The following is an 18607-nucleotide window of genomic DNA, read 5'->3' on the forward strand; positions in this document are numbered from 1 at the left end:
AATGACCAAGGATAATGGGACTATTTCCAAGCAAAAGTTCATGGAAGAGCTTCGCCGGTACCAAAAGGGTTCGGTTACACGGCGACATTTCTTAGGCGTGACAGGTCTTGGGATGGCAACGGCCGTTCTGGGCACGGCCATTCCTGGGTTGCGTCCACGCCCGGCATTTGCTGCCGGGGACATTGGCGACCGAGTGATCCTCGCCACATGGCCGAACTACCATGACGAGATGAACTTCGAAGCCTTCACGGAAGCCACTGGCGCCCATGTTCAGGTCAATGTTTTTGGCTCGAACGAAGAAATGTTGGCAAAACTACAGGCTGGAGGGTCTGGCTGGGACGTTTTCGTTCCAACCAACTACACGATCACTACGTATGTGGGTGAAGATCTGATCATCCCGCTCGATACGTCCAAACTGCCAAACTACGACGCAGGTTCATTCGAACAGCGCTTTTCCGACGCCGGTTCTGTCGATGGCCAGCTTTACGCGGTCCCAAAAAACTGGGGCACGACTGGCTTTGCAGTGAACACCAGCAAGCTTGACGGCGCTCCGACTCCAACCACATGGAAAGAGTTCTGGGACCTTACTATGGAAGGTTACTCAGGCCGGACAATGGTGCATGATTACCAACTCACCACCATCGGTAATGCCCTGAAATACTTCGGCTACTCCTTCAACTCGGTCGATGAGAAGGAACTGGCGGATGCCGAGAAATTGTTGCTGGATGCCAAACCGCATCTGTTTGCAATCTCGTCGGATTATCAGCCACCGATGCGTAACGGTGACGCCTGGATGACGATGTGCTGGACAGGTGACGGCAAGCAGATGAATGTCGACATGCCTGAAATCGCCTACGTTCTGGGAACTGAGGGCGGTGAACTCTGGTCCGACTACTACGCTATTCCTAAGGGCGCACCCCATATGGATGCCGCTTATGCCTTGATCGACTTCCTGCTGAACCCGGAAGTTAATGCGAAAGAAGTCCTCGCTCACGGCTATCCATCGGCTGATGCTCGCACCAATGCGTTGCTGCCGAAGGAACTACTGGAAGATCCGATCCTTTATCCGGCAGCTGACCTTCTGAATGCACTCGAGTTCGGCGCGGCGGCTACACTAACCGATCCAAACCGTGCCGAGTTGCTCGCCCGCTTCAAGTCGGCCTAAGCGGCAAGGCCGCCAATATCGGAAAAGACGAGGACAAAATGACCGAACGAGGCAGAAAAGCACTGTTGCTGGCTCCAGCAGGAATATGGCTTTTGGTAATGCTAGCCCTTCCTCTGCTGGTCGTCTTCGTCTTTTCCTTTGGCGAACGGGGTGCCGCCGGAGGCTACGTTCCAGCGTTCACGTTGGAACAATATGCCAACCTTCCTGCGCGATGGACGGCGTTTAAGAACACTTTGATCCTTGCACCTCTGGGGACTATCGCTGCGTTGGTAATTGCCTACCCGCTCGCCTACTTTCTTGCGGTGCGTTGTTCACCAAAGTGGAGAACTTCGCTGTTGATCCTAGTGATCGTGCCGTTCTGGACATCGATCCTGATCCGGTCATACGCTTGGATTTTCATCCTTGGGGGGCGTGGCTTGCCCGCTTTACTGGAGTCGATCGGCATCGATGATATCCGCCTGATAAATACGCCGTTCGCTGTGCTTGTCGGGATTGTCTATGGGTATCTACCTCTGATGGTTTTCCCGATTTTTGTAAGCTTAGACAAACTGGATAAACGCCTTCTGGAAGCATCGGCTGATCTCGGCTCTACCCCATGGCGTACGTTCCGTCAGGTGACACTTCCTTTGTCGGTACCTGGTATCGCAACTGGCTGCATGCTGGTCTTCATCTTGCTGATGGGCGAGTTTCTGATCCCAGCGATCTTGGGCGGCGGAAAGGTCTTTTTCGTCGGAAATGCGCTGGTGGACCTGTTCCTGCAGTCTCGGAACTGGGCGTACGGATCGGCGGTCGCAATGACTCTGGTTGTCGTAATGCTTGTCACTGTCTCAATTTACATGAAATTCGTCGCGCGCCTGGGTGGCCAGCGCGAAGATGTCTCGCTGATGTGAGGGTCCGATGCGCTTATACGCGATTTGCGTCTACCTTTTTCTCTATATTCCAATCGGCATCATCGCGCTTTTCAGCTTTAATGCCGGACGACACGCAAGCCAGTTCATGGGGTTCTCGACCCAATGGTATGGTAGAGCGCTGAACAACCCATTTGTAATGGACGCGCTCGAGACCAGTCTGCTTGCGGCATTCATAACTGCTTGCCTCGCATCCACTCTCGGAACCATGGCGGCCATCGCTTTACAAGGGGTTAAGGGATGGCTCCGAACTTTGTTTGATGCGATGATTTATATTGCGATAATGATACCCGGTATCGTCATCGGCATCGCGACACTCATTGCCCTGGTCACCGTATTCGGCTGGCTAAACCCGCTTCTTGCAAGCCTATGGCCCGATGGAGCAAATCCCCCGCAACTTTCCATGGGGATGCCCACGCTTGTCGCCGCCCACACCATGTTCACAATGGCGCTGGTCATAATCATCGTACGTGCAAGGCTATCGGGTATGGACCGCGCGCTCATGGAAGCTTCGGCTGACCTCTTTGCGACGCCCTGGGGCACCTTTCGACAGGTGACCCTGCCGTTGATAGCACCGGCAATTTTGGCAGGCTTCCTGCTCAGCTTCACTTTCTCATTTGATGATTTCATCATCGCGTTCTTCGTAGCTGGCTCAGAAACAACCCTGCCAATCTACATATTCTCATCCATCCGGCGCGGCGTAACACCCGAGATCAATGCCATCGGCACTATGGTTATGGGCGCGTCGCTCTTGTTGCTCGTAGCAGCGCAGCTGCTTTTGCGCCGAGGCGCCTCAAAATCGAATAATTAAATAAAGGAGCCAAGTGACATGCGGCTTGCAGGTAAGGTCGCGCTCGTGACGGGCGCGGGATCAGGAATTGGTCGGGCGGGTTCAATGGCAATGGCACAAGAGGGTGCGCATGTTGTGGTAACCGATCGCGATGCAACACTTGCTGAAGCCACTTTGGCCGCGATCGTTGCGCAGGGAAATCAAGCATCTGCCATACAGCTTAATGTGACCGATGACGATGCCCTTACCAGAACCATAGACGAAGCAGTTAAAAACTTCGGTCGGCTTGACGTGTTGCACTCTCACGCTGGGTTGCAGATCGAAGGAACGCTGGAAGAAGTGGAACCAGATGGAATGGATGCTTCTTGGGCATTGAATGTCCGCGCTCACTTCATTGCCGCGCGTGCAGCCGTCCCCCATATGAAATCACAAGGTGGAGGCAGCGTGATCGTCACGGCCTCCAATTCTGGGGTTCAATATGACCGGGGTATGATCGCCTATGCGACTACAAAGCACGCTGCTGTTGCGATGGTCCGGCAGATGGCAGCCGACTACGCTGTCCATGCAATCCGTTTCAATGCCCTATGTCCAGGATTTGTAGACACCCCTTTCAATGCAGGCTTCGAAAAGCAGATGGGAGGCCGTGCCAAACTGGAAAGCTACATCGAGCAGGCGATCCCCATGAGTCGATGGGCGACAGTTGAAGAGATTGGCCATGGGATCGTCTATTTAGCTTCAGATGAATCCGCTTTTATGACGGGGCAAGCCCTGGTTATCGATGGCGGTGAATGCATTTAGTGGTGGGTTAGACCGCTCAAGAGAATGTCTATCGCCGCAATTCATTTTGGCGAGCACATTTCAGTCCGCTTTGGGCTCAGAGCGGTCATTTAGTGAAATCTGCTCAACGTCCGAATTGCGGACAAAGCTGCCGTCCGAAAACATACTTTTGGATAGCGAGACCTTTGGCCTGTTGATCCCAGCGGTGCATTATGGGTAGGCTTTTTATGGATTTACCTAGTGCAAAGTTTTGGGGGATCACGATGTTCAAACAAATTTCACTAGCACTACTGGCAGTTACCGTTTCTCCGAGCTTTGCTCTCGGTCAAGATATTGGGCCCGCAGAAGAAGACGTTTCGGGACCACCACAAAACTATTCTCCGTTCATCGAACGTACTGTTAAAAATCGTGGCCTCGCAGAGGGTCTTTATTGGGGTGACACCCACCTGCATACGATGTTTTCAACAGATGCCGGAATGATTGGAAATACGCTCACGCCGGTGGATGCCTATCGGTTTGCCAAGGGTGAAGAAGTGATCACTTCGTCAGGTCAGAGACTGCGTATTGACCGGCCTCTCGATTTCCTAGTGGTTTCTGACCACGCTGAAAATCTCGGCTTGCCAGTAATGCTTGAGGAGGCAAACAGAGATCTGCTCGCGACCGAATACGGACAGCGCTTGTATGACCTTGTGCAAGCCGGAGAAGGCTATGCGGCTTTCCAGCTTTGGGGCAACGACGGTGTGGCGCAGAACCGAGACATTATCGACAATCCTAAACTCGATCGTACTATTTGGGACCGGCAGATCGAACTGGCGGATCAGTATAACGACCCGGGAAATTTTACTGCGTTCATAGGGTTTGAATGGACGTCTATAAACAATCAGGAAACGCCATCCAACCTGCACCGTGTCGTGCTCTTCAAAGAGGATGGCCGCAAAGCCAGCCAAGTGACACCATTTTCCGCGTATGACAGCCCTGATCCGGAAGATTTGTGGGCCTACATGCAAGACTACGAAGACCTGACTGGAGGCTCCGTCATGGCGATCCCTCACAATGGCAACCTGTCCAACGGTCTCATGTTTGCCACTGAGCGTTTGAACGGAGAACCGATTGACACTGCTTATGCGGAAACGCGCATGCGGTGGGAGCCAATAATCGAAGTGACGCAAATCAAAGGCGATGGAGAGGCTCACCCTGCGTTGTCACCTGACGATGAGTTCGCCGACTACGGCACCTGGGACAAAGGCGATATCGGTGGGTTTAAACCAAAACAACCTGAGATGCTGCCTTATGAGTATGCGCGGTCAGCGTTGCAGGTCGGCATGCAACAAGAACAGAAACTTGGCATCAATCCATTCAAATTTGGCCAGATTGGAGCCACCGACGCGCATACCGCAGTGTCCACGACACGGGATGACAACTTCTGGGGGAAGATGCCATCGTCTGAACCTTCACCTGATCGGTGGAAGCATTATGTGATCCAATCCTTTAATGGTGACGAAACGTTATCCACATTTGAATATGAGGCTCTCGCTTCCGGTCTCGCTGGAGTTTGGGCACGGGAGAATACGCGTTCAGCCATCTTTGATGCCATGCAGGCAAAAGAGGTATATGCTACTACAGGCACCCGCATAACGGTCCGTTTTTTTGGGGGGTGGGATTTCGAAGGCGAAGACGTATTCCGTCCAAATGTCGTCGACATCGGCTATTCCCGCGGAGTTCCCATGGGAGGAGATCTGCCGCCGCAGGGCGAGGCAACCGCTCCGGTGTTTATGCTCGGCGCACTAAAGGATGTGAGCGCGGCCAATCTGGATCGCGTGCAGATTATCAAAGGCTGGATTGACGCGGAAGGGTCAAGGCAGGAACGCATCTATGATGTTGCCGTCTCGGATGGACGCGAAATCGGTGAGGACGGGCGTGCTCGGCAACCGGTTGGGTCTACAGTGGACGAGGCTAACGCGACCTACATTAACTCCATCGGAACCGCCGAGCTGCGAGGTGTGTGGACTGACCCTGATTTTGATCCTGCTCTTCCAGCGTACTACTACGCACGCGTTCTCGAAATACCAACGCCAACCTGGCAGGCGTATGACGAGAAGTTTTATGGGATGAAGATGGACGCTGATGTTCCGCGTTCGCACCAAGAACGGGCATATACGTCACCTATTTGGTATACACCCGAGCAGTAGGAAGGCTAAAATGACTGACCGCATGCTGCTGCTCCTAGCAGCACTTGGCCTCGTGCCGATCGCACTATCTTACGGGCTCGTACCGTCTGTCACAGTAACATATTTGCTTGGCTTCCCAGTGGAAGGAACGAACCAAGCGCATGTTTTCCGAGCCATAATGGGGCTTTATCTGGCAAATGCCGTTTTTTGGCTGATCGCAGCAGGAAAGCCGGAGTTGCAGCGCCCCGCGCTCTGGGTGCTTTTTCTGTTTATGGTGGGCCTAGCTGCCGGGCGCGCGCTGAGCATTATATTGGATGGCATGCCTGGGTTCGTTCTTTTGTTCTATCTTGTGGCCGAATTGGTATTCGGCGTGTTGGCCTTTGTTTCGTTGCGAAGAAATGATGAAATCACTTGAGGTTATTATGACTGTAGTTCGAACCAAGCATCGCTCGCTCGCGGGAATATCTCTAATATTTGCTACCGCAATGATGGCGCAGGCGTCTTCCGTGCAAGAAGCGGTGGACGAAAATATTACGTTGATTGAGGTCGCTATCGAGGAGGCTGGATTGGCTTCCATTGCCTCGATTGACCACGCTCGGCTCGCGGCTGCCGAAGGCGTAGAGATGCCGCCCTCGCGTGTTCAGATATTCTCGGACCCTGAAATCAACACACCCATTCTGAAAGAAAACATACGAGCGGGGCTCGACTTACCATTCCGCGTTCTGTCTTACGCACAGGATGGTACTGCTGAAGTCATTCACACAGGTTCGGATTTTTTGGAAGTCCGACATGGGCTCAGAGACAAGTCCGCACTCGACACATTCTCTCAAAGACTAGGAGAAGTAACGCGAGAGGTCGACGGCGATGCAGCAACAACAGATGGGCTCAGCAGAGACTATGGTGTCATCGAGTTGACCTCTGCACTAAGTGTTGCCGAGGCGGTTGAAAATCTCACCAAGATCGTGATGGCCCAAGACGATACTGTCTGGTTTGGTGAAATTGACTTTAAAGCAGAAGCTGCGACGCAAGGTACGGAATTACCCAAAGCGGTACTTTTACTTTTCGGTGGACCTGGACCGGGTGGTATCGCAATGGAGGACTTTCCGGCAATCGGCCTTGATGCATTTTGCCAAAAGTTGCTGGTTTATGCGGGCGATGACGGTGGCTCCGTCGTGATTTTCAATGATATTGCTGCCTTTGCCGAGCTTTATTATGGCTCATCAGCCAAACCGCATCACGCGCTGAACGAAAGGCTTACAGCAACTTTTCAAAAAGCACTTCAGTAGAGCGATACCGCGCATCGCAAAAACGATGCAATTGCAGCATTGCGGAACTACGAGTTCTTTCAAAAACTGAGGTCCGCTTTGGGCTCAAAGCAGACGTTCGGCAGAATTCAGTCAACGTCTTCTGCGCGGACAAAGCTGACGTTCGCGGTATGGCTACCAAAGTCTGCTATTGTTCCGGACAATCAACAAACAATAACTTTGGATGGTGTTGTATTAGTCAAGAAATAGCATTCTCTGAGTTTTAGAGACGTTTTCCAGTAGGCTTGGCTACATTCTCTGACAAATGAAATCATTTCGCTTGAAATCAAGCTAAGCGGGCAGCGCCATCGCCGCTTGTTGATACAGCATCCAAAATCTGCCAGCATACTTTGAAATGTCCTACTTCGAACATCATGTGAGTATTTTTGCGAGTTTGATGTGTACAAAAACTCAAAGCGACTATTGACGATATTGGCGGCAGATGTTGCTGGGTTTACGAAGCTCGTTTCTGAGGATGAAGAGGCTACCCTACATCGTCTCGCAGAGCTTCGTTCGATTATGGATCCGATTATCAAGTCTTACGGAGGCAGGATCGCAAACACGGCAGGCGATAGCGTGCTGGCGTGTTTTGACAATCCCACCGGCGCGGTGGAAGCCGCTATTTCCATTCAAGAACAACACAATGCTAACAATGCTCAGCTTAGAACAAGCGACCGCATGAGGTACCGGATCGGTATCAATATTGGTGAGGTCGTTCAGCAACCCAACGGTGATTTGTTGGGTCACGGAGTGAATGTAGCATCCAGGCTTGAGACGATTTCGGAACCCGGTGGAATCTGTTTAGCCGAAAACGTTATTGAGCAAGTCAAAGGAAGCTTGGATTACCGCTTCACAAAAATCGGCGAGCATTTTGTCAAAAACCTTGATCAACCATTGAAGGTGTACAAAGTAGGTGAGGCCACCCTGCCAACCTACGAGAAAGCCGCGCGACGACTTCAGGCTTGGGTTCGTGGGCAGTACTTTTTGCCCCTCTTGTTCGCAGTTGTATTAATATCTATTGGCTTCTCAGTCTTTGCCCTTCTGTCAAACAAATCCGACGAAGCCAAAAGTTTTGACCCTGAATACCTCGAGGACTTTCTGACCTTAGATCCATCTCCCGAAGAATTGCTCGAATTTTTTGACTTAGTAACCGTCGGCGAATACGAGGATTCGACTTACTACGTAATCAGAACGTGGGGCGCAGAATTTGAGATTCTTGAAAAGGTTTCCGAAGCTTTGGGCGGACACCTCGTTACCATCACTGACGAAGAAGAAAACGACTTTGTGTATCAACTGACGCTGCAAGATGATGGACACTGGGCGTTCGAAGGAAACCTCGCTCTGGGACCATTGATTGGTTTGGTGCAAGACCCTGAAGGCGCGGAGCCTGATGGTGGCTGGAGATGGGCAAATGGTGAGCCCATGAGTTTTTCCAATTGGAAGCGAGGTAGTCCTGATAACAGCAGCGGCAATCAGGATTTCGGAAATTTTCAAGGCCCGAATGTTCCCAAAACCAGCCCTCTTTGGAACGACACAACAATTTGGAAGCGTTCGTTCATAGTTGAGGTTCCCAAACCCTAATTCCGAAATGTACCAGTTACAGTTTTGCGGAAGGTTCGTAATTCAAGACTGGTGCTTGACTGATTCTCGAACATCTCACTAGCATCAGTGATAAGTATTCTAGTGGGATATTGGTGATATGCGGTTATTTTTCGTTTTAATTTTAATATGTTGTATCGGGATTTTAGGGGCAAAACCCGTGGCGGCCGATTTCGCAAACGCCCAAAAAAGACTGGAATTCTTCTCTGCGAATAGTTCCTACCGAAATGCCTGGTGCCCGGAACGTAAGCCTTCCAAATTCACAACCGCACCAATCACTCAACCCTTCAAAACAGCATCCGGCAAAGACCGACCTCCCGCTGTTTTCATGAATGAGCTCGGCGCAGCAAATTCCCATCTACTTCGTACCGGATCCAAGGCGGACGCCAGCCAGATCGCCGATCAACTTGCAGCCGCCGCTCAGGCCAGATCATTCGAAAAACAAGGCTTGTTCGATGGCGTGAAGATAGACGCAGCCTGGTGGCAAGCGAACATCCTGCTCAACTTGTCGATGGTTTACAGCTCACTAAGCGCAATTCTGGGAAAAAATGACCCAAGAGTTGTCGCAATTGCAGACTGGGGGGATCGACTTGCAGCAAGGGCAGGCTCAGTAGGCGGTTTCGAGCAGATGTACGGCAAAGAAGGCCATGCCGCCCGTGCGGCTGGGCTTTTGGCATGGGGTGCAGAAACAGGTAATCGAAAAGCGTTCAAAAAAGGTGAAAGAGATCTAGCATATCTAGCGCGGCAAATGCGCCCGAATGCCCCTTTGGCCGGTACATTTGACCAAGCTCGCAACAAACGTCCGGCCAAGCGGCAACTACACTACACGTTTATCACATACGGGTACCTCGTGCTTGCGATGGATGCATCGCGGCGTGGCGGTGGAAAAGGCTTTCGACATAAGAGCCGTCAGACAGATATCCATGGAGCATTGGTATGGCTTGTTCAGTCATCAGCTGCGCCGAATAACCCAGTTGGCTTAAGCGGTCCCCAAGATACATTTTTCTGGACTACGCGAAGCGATAGGTACCACAACCTTGCTTGGGCGGAGGCCTATCTTCGCAACTATCCCAACACCCAAGCTGGATTGCTTTTGAAAAGAAAACTCAAAGGCCAACGTTCGCGCGGCGTGTTTGCCGGGTGGTATGGTGGCAACCTGACCTGTTCTCTTGGCCCGGGCAGTTAGGGCCAACCAAATATCGTGAGTGCCGCTTGTTTACGCTTGAAAACGGGAGTGACAAAGCGGGGAACCTGTCATCACGTACCATGTTCATTAAATTCATGGTGAAGCGTAGTGTGCAAGAAACACCGCCACCAGTGAGGCATTATTCGCTGACGCCTGGCAGGTTGTAGGTTGCAAAGTCTTAAAAGAACGTTTTCTTGCATATAGTTACCGAACAGCTAAGTCATCTGTGGGTTTGCCCATTGAACCGAACTCAGATGCCGCGTGGATGTTTCGGTTGGTGTTGGGCGAAGGACGTAACCTGATTGCTCATCGTATCGAGATTGAGGGTCGCGCCGTTGAACTGCTCAAGACCAACGACGGCTATCAGCAGCTGACATCTATCCCAGGGATCGGGCCGATCAATGTGCTGACCATCCTGGCAGAGGCTGGCGATCTGCGCCGCTTTCAGCATCACCGCCAATTTCTGAAGTTCTGTGGCATGGACCTCGCAACCATCCAATCCGGCACATTCATAGGCCATAGCAAGCTGCCCAAATATGGCAATGCCCAGCTACGACGGACACTCTGGATGGCTGGTCAGGTGGCAATCATGCAAAAGACCAATAGCTTCCGCGACGAATTCGAGCGTTACACCGCTAAGGATCGGCAGAACACCCATTTGCGCCGCAAGGCGTATACCGCAATCGCTGCAAAAATAGCCCGCGCGGCACACGAGGCCATCAAACGCGGCGAACCCTAACGTCCCTTCTTTGAGGGATGATCGACAGCAGAAGGACCTTTCTCTGTAAGGGCCGTAGAGGCGAGCATTCGACCTCTCAGATAGTGTTCAGGCCTTCTGCTCAACGACCCGCAGATTTCGTCATAAGGACGGTGAGAGCCGCAAAAGCGTACTCTATGTATATTATAGGAGAGACATATTGTTAACCAAAACGCCGAACTGACACACAATTGACCGTGCTGGAACGCTTCAGCATGACTATGACCTGATGCTAAATCAGCCATTCATTCCGCAAATAGGACGTTGTCAGAGGCAATGGTGCTAGGTTGACTACGCTCCGAAATCAGCCGATCAAGCTCCCGCGTGGCACGCAAGCTTGTATGGGGTGTGCCAGCCAGCAGAACTGGGTTCTCGCGTGCATTGTCATCCATCACGGCCAGAATGCGGAACCGGCGACCATCGGTCAAAGCGTCGGAAACGAATTCCAGGCCCCACCACTGGTTCGGGCCATCCGGCAGAACCAGTGGCCTTCCGGTGCCCAGAACCCGCTTCCGGCCGCTCCTACGGCGCACATGAAGACTCTTTTACCTGTGTGAACCAGTTTATTTACGCTACACTTCGCAGTGCCAAGTATTCCAGTACCGTCCTAAGGGTTTTGAACTTTGTTGAGGAGGCGTGAATGCGTATTTCAACCATTTGTACTTTAGTTGTTTGTTCTGTTGCCGTTGCCGGATGTAGCACGCCGTGGTCGCAGTCAGAGGTCCCGGATGCGCCGGTTCCAGAGCAGCAGCCAGCTGCCGCGCAAGCTTCGGTTCCTGCGTCATCAACAACCACTTCTGTCAGCCGAAGCACGCCTGTCTCGGGCGAAGACAACGAAGGAGGGGGCGGCGATGGCGGAGGCAATAGCGGTGGCGCAGGCGGTGGCGGTGGCGCAGGCGGCGGCGGTGGCGGAAGCTGGGGCTGAGTTTGATCTGAAAGGATCGTTTAATGTTTCTGCGTGAGATAAAAGGTAAACTCGGTCAGGTTTTGGCCGGGGTGCCGGTCGTGCTCCTAACCACCCAGATGGCGCTGGCGCAAACGGACGCCGCAAATAGCCAAGAAGAAATATCCTCGGCCCGCGTGGCCATCGTGATTGGCAACCAAGACTACACAAATGTCGGAGACCTCACGAACGCTCGTAAGGACGCGCAGGATATTGCTGAAATGCTGCGTGGCTTCGATTTTCGGGTGTATGACGGCTATGACCTGAGCAAACGCAAGTTTGAAGAACTTATTAGAACTGCGATTTTGAATATTCCTGATTCAGCTGACGTTTTGTTTTATTACGCGGGTCACGGCATTCAGATCGGCCGCCGGAACTATTTACTGCCCGTGGATGCAAAATTTGAAAGTATCTACGATGTGCCTTTAGCAACCATGACGCTGGACCGAGTGATTGACGCCCTGTCGGCGCGAAGCTCTGCGCATGTGGCGATCCTCGATTCATGTCGTGACAATCCTTTCCAGGACCTGAGGCTGGCGGCTGATCTGGATGCCAACCTGTTTGAAACCCGCGAAGGGTTTGACGTTTTCAAAACCCCGTTGAACTCGTTGGTCGCCTATTCTACCTCCCCCGGTGCGGCGGCTAGTGATGGTGCCGAGGGTCAGAACAGCCCCTATACCGCGGCCGTTCTGCAAACCGCACAATCCTCGCCTTTCGTGAACATTCAACAACTGTTTCCCATCATTCGTGAAAAGGTTCACCAGTCAACAGCGGGCAAACAAATCCCGTGGGAAAGCTCGACACTTGTACGTCCTTTCTATCTGGCGCAACAGCAGACGGAAGCAGATGTAGAACCTGTGCTGGAAACTGAGCCCAAGTCTATGAACCTGAGCCAGCAATTCGACAAAAACGTCCAAATATCCGAAGCCTTGGAACAGAAACTCGGGGATGAAGTTCTCAGCCTGCGTCTTGTCGGCAATCCACGGCGCGGCGTCGTCACAACAAACGGTCAGTCATCGAGTGGCAGCCTTACATACTCACCGGAAATAACGGACGCGCGGGCCAACGAGTTGGCAGATACCGATTTCAGCGACACGTTTTCGGTTGAAGCAGTTACGGCGGATCAAAAGAAACATCTGGTGGAAGTTACTTTAGAACTGGAATTGAATACCTGCGATCTAGAAGCCGGAGATGCACTGGATCTGAACGGGGTTGGCGTCTTTCGCCTTCCAAATGAACTGGACCTCGCCACCGCTCTGGCGGCCTGCACACAAGCGGTTGAGGATTACCCCGGCAACATGCGGTTTCTCTATCAACTCGGACGCGTACAGCAGGCTGCGGGTCAGGTGTCAGACGCGTTTGGCAACATTTCAGCGGCGGCCGACGGTGGCCATATCCGCGCAAAATATGCACTTGCAACTCTGCTGTATACTGATCGCATTGATCGTGCCGTAACCAAAACACCTTATGACCCCAAAAAAGCACGTGCGCTGCTAGAGGACGCGACCACCGCACAGGACCCCTACGCGATGCACAGCCTCGGCAAGCAACTGCTACGGAATGGGGAAACAGAAAACGAAAAAAAGCGCGGATTTGAACTTCTGGAACGCTCCGTCGAACTCGGTCATACATTTTCGATGAACGAACTTGGGCTGTACTTTCTGCGCGACAACTCCGACCACTACATCCCTGAACGCGGAATGAGATACCTTCGCGCATCTGAGTTGCGCAAGGACATCTATGGTTATGATAACCTTGCCTATGTGTCGTTATTCGGGCTTGGCGGCAATCCAGTCGATTTCAACAAAGCCGAAGGTTATTTTCTAGCTGCGGCAGAGGGCGGCCACCCGACCGCACCAGCCAGCATCGCCCGAATGATCCTCAACGATCAGTTGCAGGGCAGATCTCGAACCGAAGCGCTGGAGTGGTATGACAAATCACTTGCGCGTGGCGATGCCTGGGGTGGCGCGAACGGTGCATATATCATCTTAGATGGGCAAGTGGCCAAACGCGGACCTGCTGACGCAGCACTACGCGCTGCCAAGGCCGTTCTATTGCCTAATGAAGAAGCCTCGGCTCAGGCCAGGGCACAGCTGGAACAGATTTCACGGGTGGATTTGGACCGTTCTTTGCAGATGGCTTTGAACGAGCTGGGCGAAAACATAGCAGTGGACGGCCTGATTGGGCCCGCAACCCAGCTTGCACTGGAGAATGTCAGTGCAAAGTTCGGCGTGCCCGTTCCATTTGCGGCAACAATTGATCCGAAGGAAAGATTGCTGTTGGCAGCCCGTGTCTATTGGGCGCAAAACCCGGTTCGCTTTGATTTGTTCTGACAATGATAAGCCTGGAAACATCGGCTCAAAAGACGGTTCTGTCGCAGGTTCCTTTGAAGGTCGAAGAGATTGCGCGGGCGGATCTATTAACTTGCCAGTTGAGCAAACTGCTGAAACGGAGAGATTCCGGGTGTGAATTGACCTTTTCGGATCATGTTGACTAATTCGATGCCGGCCAGAGCAGATTCAGCTAATGAGAAAGATTAAAAACCTAACATGGGTCTGATGCGACGTTTGATGAAGCGATGATCTTGTTCAATTATGTAGGCAGCCTCATCTGAGCTCCACCATCCTTGTGGTAGTCGGCACTCTTCAGCCGACGTTGCTACGATGCAACAACTTGGTAGGTTTGGCTCGAAGAAGACGTTCGCTGCACTTTGTATGAGTGTCTGCTATTCATGTGTTTTACCAGTCGTTCCGTCATGCTCGAACCTGAGGCATTGAAGCGCTGGCTCCAATGTTAAGTGAGGTATATTGGGTGGTATGCATTTTAGATGACAAAATTTTGTATATGTTTAATAGCAATTTACAAAAAATATTTGGTTGCTCCTTTCTCCACAATTGCCTTCCTGTTGAACGTCACACGAACCTGACCCAACCGTCGTAGTTAGACCAGAAAAGCGGTGAGTATCCGACATCTGAGGGCAACCCAAGTCATATTTTCTTTTGTGAACGAAGTGAGATCCAGGGCTGCAGATCAGTCGCTGTATCTTGTAATTTGTTCGATCATTTGTGTAGTTTGCGATCTGCCAAATTGGGCCCATTCCTGCCATTGGTTATAGCACGCCGACGCTGCGCTGCGGCCCATCAAACCTGCCGTTCGCCAAAGGATCGAAATTCTTAGGCGGCCGAACTCACAGTCCACGGAAAGAGCCCTCATTCGCTGTCGTCGTGCGAATATCAGGTTCCGGGCTAATCATCAGAGCCCGAGCGCCCGTGTAGTCGCTGAACTGCCAGGCGGATATGGCGAAGCGTATCGGGCATCCCAGACTATCTGTAGCAGCATGCAACTTAGTGTTCATGCTGCCTTTGGTTTGCCCGATCAACTGACGCCGCCCGGTTAATATCATGTTGCCAATTCCACAAACACCGCCCTCCAAGAAGTTTGCGACGCAACGCCCACAATCAGCTTCACGTTCAATTGAATGGTCGTTGGCGCACTTGCCTGTTAGCTGCGCCACAGATCAACAGCAGGAGAATCCATGCAGGTTTCGGCGATTATTGTTCTATTCGGTGCCGTCATTCTGGCAAGTCTCTGGGCATCGCCTCGGCGTGCTTCGGTTTCGGGCTTCTTTGGTGGGACAACCAACGAAGGAGCCGCGCCAGGCCTTTGGACGTTGGTGCTGAGCCAAGTCACAACTTGGATTTTTGCTCGCTCCCTCATGAATTCTGCCATTCTGGGCTATTTCTACGGCATCGCAGGGGTTTTGGCCTATGCCGCGTATTACGGCTCCTTCCTGACTGGTGGTTTTGTAGTGCAACGGTTGCGCGCGCGGGGTGCACGGTCGGTTCAGGATTGGCTCCGCGACAGTTTCGGAACCATGGGAACAGGGTGCTATAACCTCGTGATTGCTCTCAGACTCTTGTCTGAGGTCTTTGCCAACCTGATCGTGGTCGGTCTGATCTTTAGCGCACTAGCACCTGACAGCGCCAATATCGGCACGTATTCGATCCTTTTGGTCGGGCTATTGGCGCTGGCCTATTCGGCCTGGGGCGGGCTCAGCGCAGCGCTTCGGACGGATGTTCTGCAGATGGCGGTCTTTCTTGTGGTCTTCGCCTTGGCCTTTGTCGCGCTGGTTCTCAGCCCCAACTTTGATCTGGGCGCGGTTTTGACCGCCGAAGGCACTTCGGGCCCGCACAATGGCTGGGTTTTGCTGGTCGTGGCTTTTCTGCAGGTGTTCTCCTATCCCGTGCATGATCCGGTCATGATGGATCGTGGGTTTATTGCGGACAGCGATACAACCCGGAAGAGCTTCTTGCACGCGTTCTGGATTTCCTCGCTTTGCATCGTGGCATTTGGGTTCTTTGGCATTCAGGCGGCACTGGATGGGGCGGCATATGAGGGCGAGCTGATCAGCACCTGGGTGCAATCCCTGCCGGGCTGGGTTTTTATGGCGCTTTTGGTTTCACTCCTGGTGTCGGCGCTCTCGACGCTGGATTCCGCGCTGTCTTCGGCCGCGCGACTGGTGGTTGAAGAACTGCGCCTAGCCCCTCGCACCCTAACCGGTGGGCGCATTGCCATGGCCCTCTTCGCAGTCGCGGGCGCGGCGCTGACGCTCTGGGGTAACCAGACCCTGTTTGATGCCGTCGCGGTCTCGGGCACCGCCTCGATGTTTTTGACGCCGATCCTGCTGGCTGGGCTTATTGGCGGTCGACAGGTGGCCCTCTGGGCGTATCTTGTCAGCTTTGCCGCCGCCATGCTTGGCGCAATGGCTTACCTGTTCCGTGGGCAGGGTTTTGTGGCGCAGGTCCTCATTGATGGGCACAAATACGAGCAGCTTTTGCAGATTTGTATCTGTGTGTTGGTCGTGGGATGCATCGCTGTCTGGATTGGGTCGCAGCGCGCAGGGTTGCGGGCGAATAGCTGACCAGCGCGACAGCTTGAACGGCCTATAAGAGACACTCGTCACGCAGCTCTGACACCGCGCCCGCGCCCGCATTGCCGTCGTTCGCGGCAATCGCGCAATCTGGAAATGATCGTACTCGCAGATTGCAGACAAATCTGTGGTTCGCTGCAATCACCTCAACGGTCCCGACCAATGGCTTTCTTGCTTAATCTAGCGAATTGCCCAATTTCATTTGGAATGTCAGTTCCAAGCGCAGAGCTTCAGCACAATTTCTATCATTCTGACTACCTTGTAGAATGGTTGCAGCTAAGGCTTCCAATGAAGACAAACAATCCTCCGCTTCTCACCGGCCTCTTCAATTGGTGTTGTTTTAATTGACACATTGCCCTGCATGCGATCCGCTGAACCAGGTCATCTATTTTAACGCAAGGATTTGATGTCATGCCAGAATCGCTCAACCTGCATAAATTTGAAAACCTAAGTCCTTTCCAAATCAAAGACGAACTTATCAAGTTGGCGCAAAAAGAGGCGCGGCAGATGGCTCTGCCATACCTAAATGCCGGTCGAGGGAACCCCAACTGGATCGCTACCAAAGCGCGGGAAGCATTTTTCCTTTTGGGACAGTTCGCCTTGACAGAAGCTCAGCGCCATCGGAATGAGCCGGAGGTTGGTCTGGCTGGGATGCCGCAAGGGCCAGGATGTTATGACAGGCTAAAGACGTATTGCGCCAAATCGGTTGAAGGAAACGGCCCTCCTGGTGCGGATACTTTGGTGGCCACAGTTGATTTTGCGATTGAGAAATTTGGATTTACGCCTGACGATTTTGTGCTCGAGTTGACCGACGGTATTGTCGGCGACCATTACCCGATGCCCGACCGTTGCATGGAACACAACGAAATTATTGTCCACGAATACATTGTGTGGGCGATGTGCGCGGGGCACCGACCGGATGCGAAGTTCGATATCTACGCGGTTGAGGGCGGAACCGCAGCGATGTGTTACATCTTCAAAGCGCTCAAGAACCAGCGATTGCTGAATGCCGGTGACACCATTGCGTTGGGTACACCGATTTTCACGCCCTATCTGGAAATGCCCGTCCTTGAAGACTATGGGCTAAATACAGTGGATGTCTCTTCGAAGGAAGAGGACCACTTTCAACTGAACGACGAAGACTTCGAAATCCTGTCCGACCCGAAGGTCAAAGCACTCTTTCTGGTCAACCCGGGCAATCCGTCTTCCGTCGCTATCAGCCCAGAGGTCTCGGCGCGGCTCGTCGAGTTCGTAAAGACCCGCCGCCCGGACCTGATCATTTTGACTGACGATGTTTACGGGACCTTCGTTCCAAACTTTCAGTCGATCTTGGGGCATCTGCCCGAGAACACCATCGGGGTTTATTCCTACTCCAAGTATTTTGGGTGCACCGGATGGCGTCTGGGCGCGATTTTGGTGGCCGAGAACAACATCTTCGACAAGATGATTGCGGATGCTCCGGATGAAACCAAGGCCATCGTCAACGCACGCTACGAAACGTTGACGCCTGATCCATCCTCGTTCAAGTTCATCGACAGGATCGTCGCCGACAGCCGCGATGTTGCGCTGAACCACACTGCAGGTCTATCGCTGCCGCAACAGGTGATGATGACCTTGTTTTCACTCGTCGAGCTTATGGACGAAGAGAAGGCCTATCAGAAATTCTGCTGGGGTATTCTGAAACATCGCTTTGACGAGCTGGTCGAAGGGATGGGCATTGAAGTTCCCGATAACCCGCTGTTCGACAAATACTACGGTATTATCGACTTCGAATTCTGGCTTCGCAAATACGTCGGTGAAGAGGTCGTCGAGTGGATCAAGGAGAATGTGCACCCGTTGGATATATCCTTCAAACTGGCTCAGGACCACGGGATCGTGTTGCTGAATGGATCGGGCTTTGACGCGCCTAACTGGTCGGCGCGGGTATCGTTTGCCAATTTGGATGATAGTGCCTACCGCCAGATCGGAAGAGCGGTGCGCGCAGTGGCCACTGGCTACGTGCAGGCCTACCGTGCCTCGAAAGGACTGCCTTTGCACGGTTGAGGTCTAGCTGCAGCGCAGAGCAAAGGTTCAGCATGAT

At 52.7% G+C, this 18607-nt stretch carries 14 protein-coding genes and 2 pseudogenes; 14 read left to right on the plus strand and 2 right to left on the minus strand.

Annotation, left to right across the window (positions count from 1 at the left end; translation table 11 throughout):
• Nucleotide 1 precedes the first annotated feature (1 nt).
• From GOV79_RS16395 to GOV79_RS16440, 10 genes and pseudogenes are all read left to right on the plus strand, one after another.
• The gene (locus GOV79_RS16395; RefSeq protein ID WP_093962198.1) at nucleotides 2–1165 is read left to right on the plus strand and encodes an ABC transporter substrate-binding protein; all 1164 of its coding nucleotides are present in this window, start codon (nucleotides 2–4) and stop codon (nucleotides 1163–1165) included.
• Between the two features lie 38 nt (nucleotides 1166–1203).
• Nucleotides 1204–2055, plus strand: a complete 852-nt coding sequence (locus GOV79_RS16400) for an ABC transporter permease (protein ID WP_170790549.1) — start codon at nucleotides 1204–1206, stop codon at nucleotides 2053–2055.
• 7 nt (nucleotides 2056–2062) lie between these two features.
• Complete coding sequence (locus GOV79_RS16405; protein WP_170752976.1) at nucleotides 2063–2884, plus strand: ABC transporter permease; 822 nt, start codon at nucleotides 2063–2065, stop codon at nucleotides 2882–2884.
• Between the two features lie 18 nt (nucleotides 2885–2902).
• Entirely contained in the window at nucleotides 2903–3661 is a 759-nt protein-coding gene (locus GOV79_RS16410) for an SDR family NAD(P)-dependent oxidoreductase (protein WP_170790551.1), read from the plus strand.
• 242 nt (nucleotides 3662–3903) lie between these two features.
• Nucleotides 3904–5829: a DUF3604 domain-containing protein gene (locus GOV79_RS16415; RefSeq protein WP_170790553.1), complete on the plus strand. Its 1926-nt coding sequence runs from the start codon at nucleotides 3904–3906 to the stop codon at nucleotides 5827–5829.
• 10 nt (nucleotides 5830–5839) lie between these two features.
• Entirely contained in the window at nucleotides 5840–6223 is a 384-nt protein-coding gene (locus GOV79_RS16420) for a DUF4345 domain-containing protein (protein ID WP_170486677.1), read from the plus strand.
• Nucleotides 6210–7094, plus strand: a complete 885-nt coding sequence (locus GOV79_RS16425; protein ID WP_237218045.1) for a DUF302 domain-containing protein — start codon at nucleotides 6210–6212, stop codon at nucleotides 7092–7094. The genes GOV79_RS16420 and GOV79_RS16425 overlap by 14 nt, the downstream gene beginning before the upstream one ends.
• A 417-nt stretch (nucleotides 7095–7511) precedes the next feature.
• The gene (locus GOV79_RS16430; RefSeq protein ID WP_170790555.1) at nucleotides 7512–8693 is read left to right on the plus strand and encodes an adenylate/guanylate cyclase domain-containing protein; all 1182 of its coding nucleotides are present in this window, start codon (nucleotides 7512–7514) and stop codon (nucleotides 8691–8693) included.
• A 118-nt stretch (nucleotides 8694–8811) separates the two neighbouring features.
• The gene (locus GOV79_RS16435; protein WP_170790557.1) at nucleotides 8812–9897 is read left to right on the plus strand and encodes a hypothetical protein; all 1086 of its coding nucleotides are present in this window, start codon (nucleotides 8812–8814) and stop codon (nucleotides 9895–9897) included.
• Between the two features lie 151 nt (nucleotides 9898–10048).
• Nucleotides 10049–10633: pseudogene (locus GOV79_RS16440) on the plus strand (transposase); the annotation flags it as partial.
• A gap of 266 nt (nucleotides 10634–10899) precedes the next feature.
• Here GOV79_RS16440 and GOV79_RS16445 read toward each other — a convergent pair.
• Complete coding sequence (locus GOV79_RS16445; protein WP_170790559.1) at nucleotides 10900–11187, minus strand: hypothetical protein; 288 nt, start codon at nucleotides 11185–11187, stop codon at nucleotides 10900–10902.
• Nucleotides 11188–11294: 107 nt separating this feature from the next.
• On the opposite strand from GOV79_RS16445, the gene GOV79_RS16450 reads away from it, so the two are divergent.
• Together GOV79_RS16450 and GOV79_RS16455 are read left to right on the plus strand one after the other, a co-directional pair.
• Nucleotides 11295–11579 (plus strand): hypothetical protein, encoded by a 285-nt coding sequence (locus GOV79_RS16450; RefSeq protein WP_170790514.1) that lies wholly within the window; start codon nucleotides 11295–11297, stop codon nucleotides 11577–11579.
• Between the two features lie 23 nt (nucleotides 11580–11602).
• Nucleotides 11603–13930 carry a caspase family protein gene (locus GOV79_RS16455; RefSeq protein ID WP_214648135.1) on the plus strand — a complete coding sequence of 776 codons (2328 nt, stop codon included), beginning with the start codon at nucleotides 11603–11605 and terminating at the stop codon, nucleotides 13928–13930.
• A gap of 86 nt (nucleotides 13931–14016) precedes the next feature.
• Here GOV79_RS16455 and GOV79_RS16460 read toward each other — a convergent pair.
• A pseudogene (locus GOV79_RS16460) lies at nucleotides 14017–14193 on the minus strand (DDE-type integrase/transposase/recombinase); the annotation flags it as partial.
• A 939-nt stretch (nucleotides 14194–15132) separates the two neighbouring features.
• Between GOV79_RS16460 and GOV79_RS16465 the strand changes: the two are divergent.
• Nucleotides 15133–16518, plus strand: a complete 1386-nt coding sequence (locus tag GOV79_RS16465) for an SLC5/6 family protein (protein WP_170790570.1) — start codon at nucleotides 15133–15135, stop codon at nucleotides 16516–16518.
• Nucleotides 16519–16938: 420 nt separating this feature from the next.
• The gene (locus tag GOV79_RS16470; protein ID WP_170790572.1) at nucleotides 16939–18570 is read left to right on the plus strand and encodes a bifunctional aspartate transaminase/aspartate 4-decarboxylase; all 1632 of its coding nucleotides are present in this window, start codon (nucleotides 16939–16941) and stop codon (nucleotides 18568–18570) included.
• Nucleotides 18571–18607: the final 37 nt, after the last annotated feature.

It is taken from the genome of Ruegeria lacuscaerulensis, from assembly GCF_013034745.1.
GTDB lineage: Bacteria > Pseudomonadota > Alphaproteobacteria > Rhodobacterales > Rhodobacteraceae > Ruegeria > Ruegeria lacuscaerulensis_B.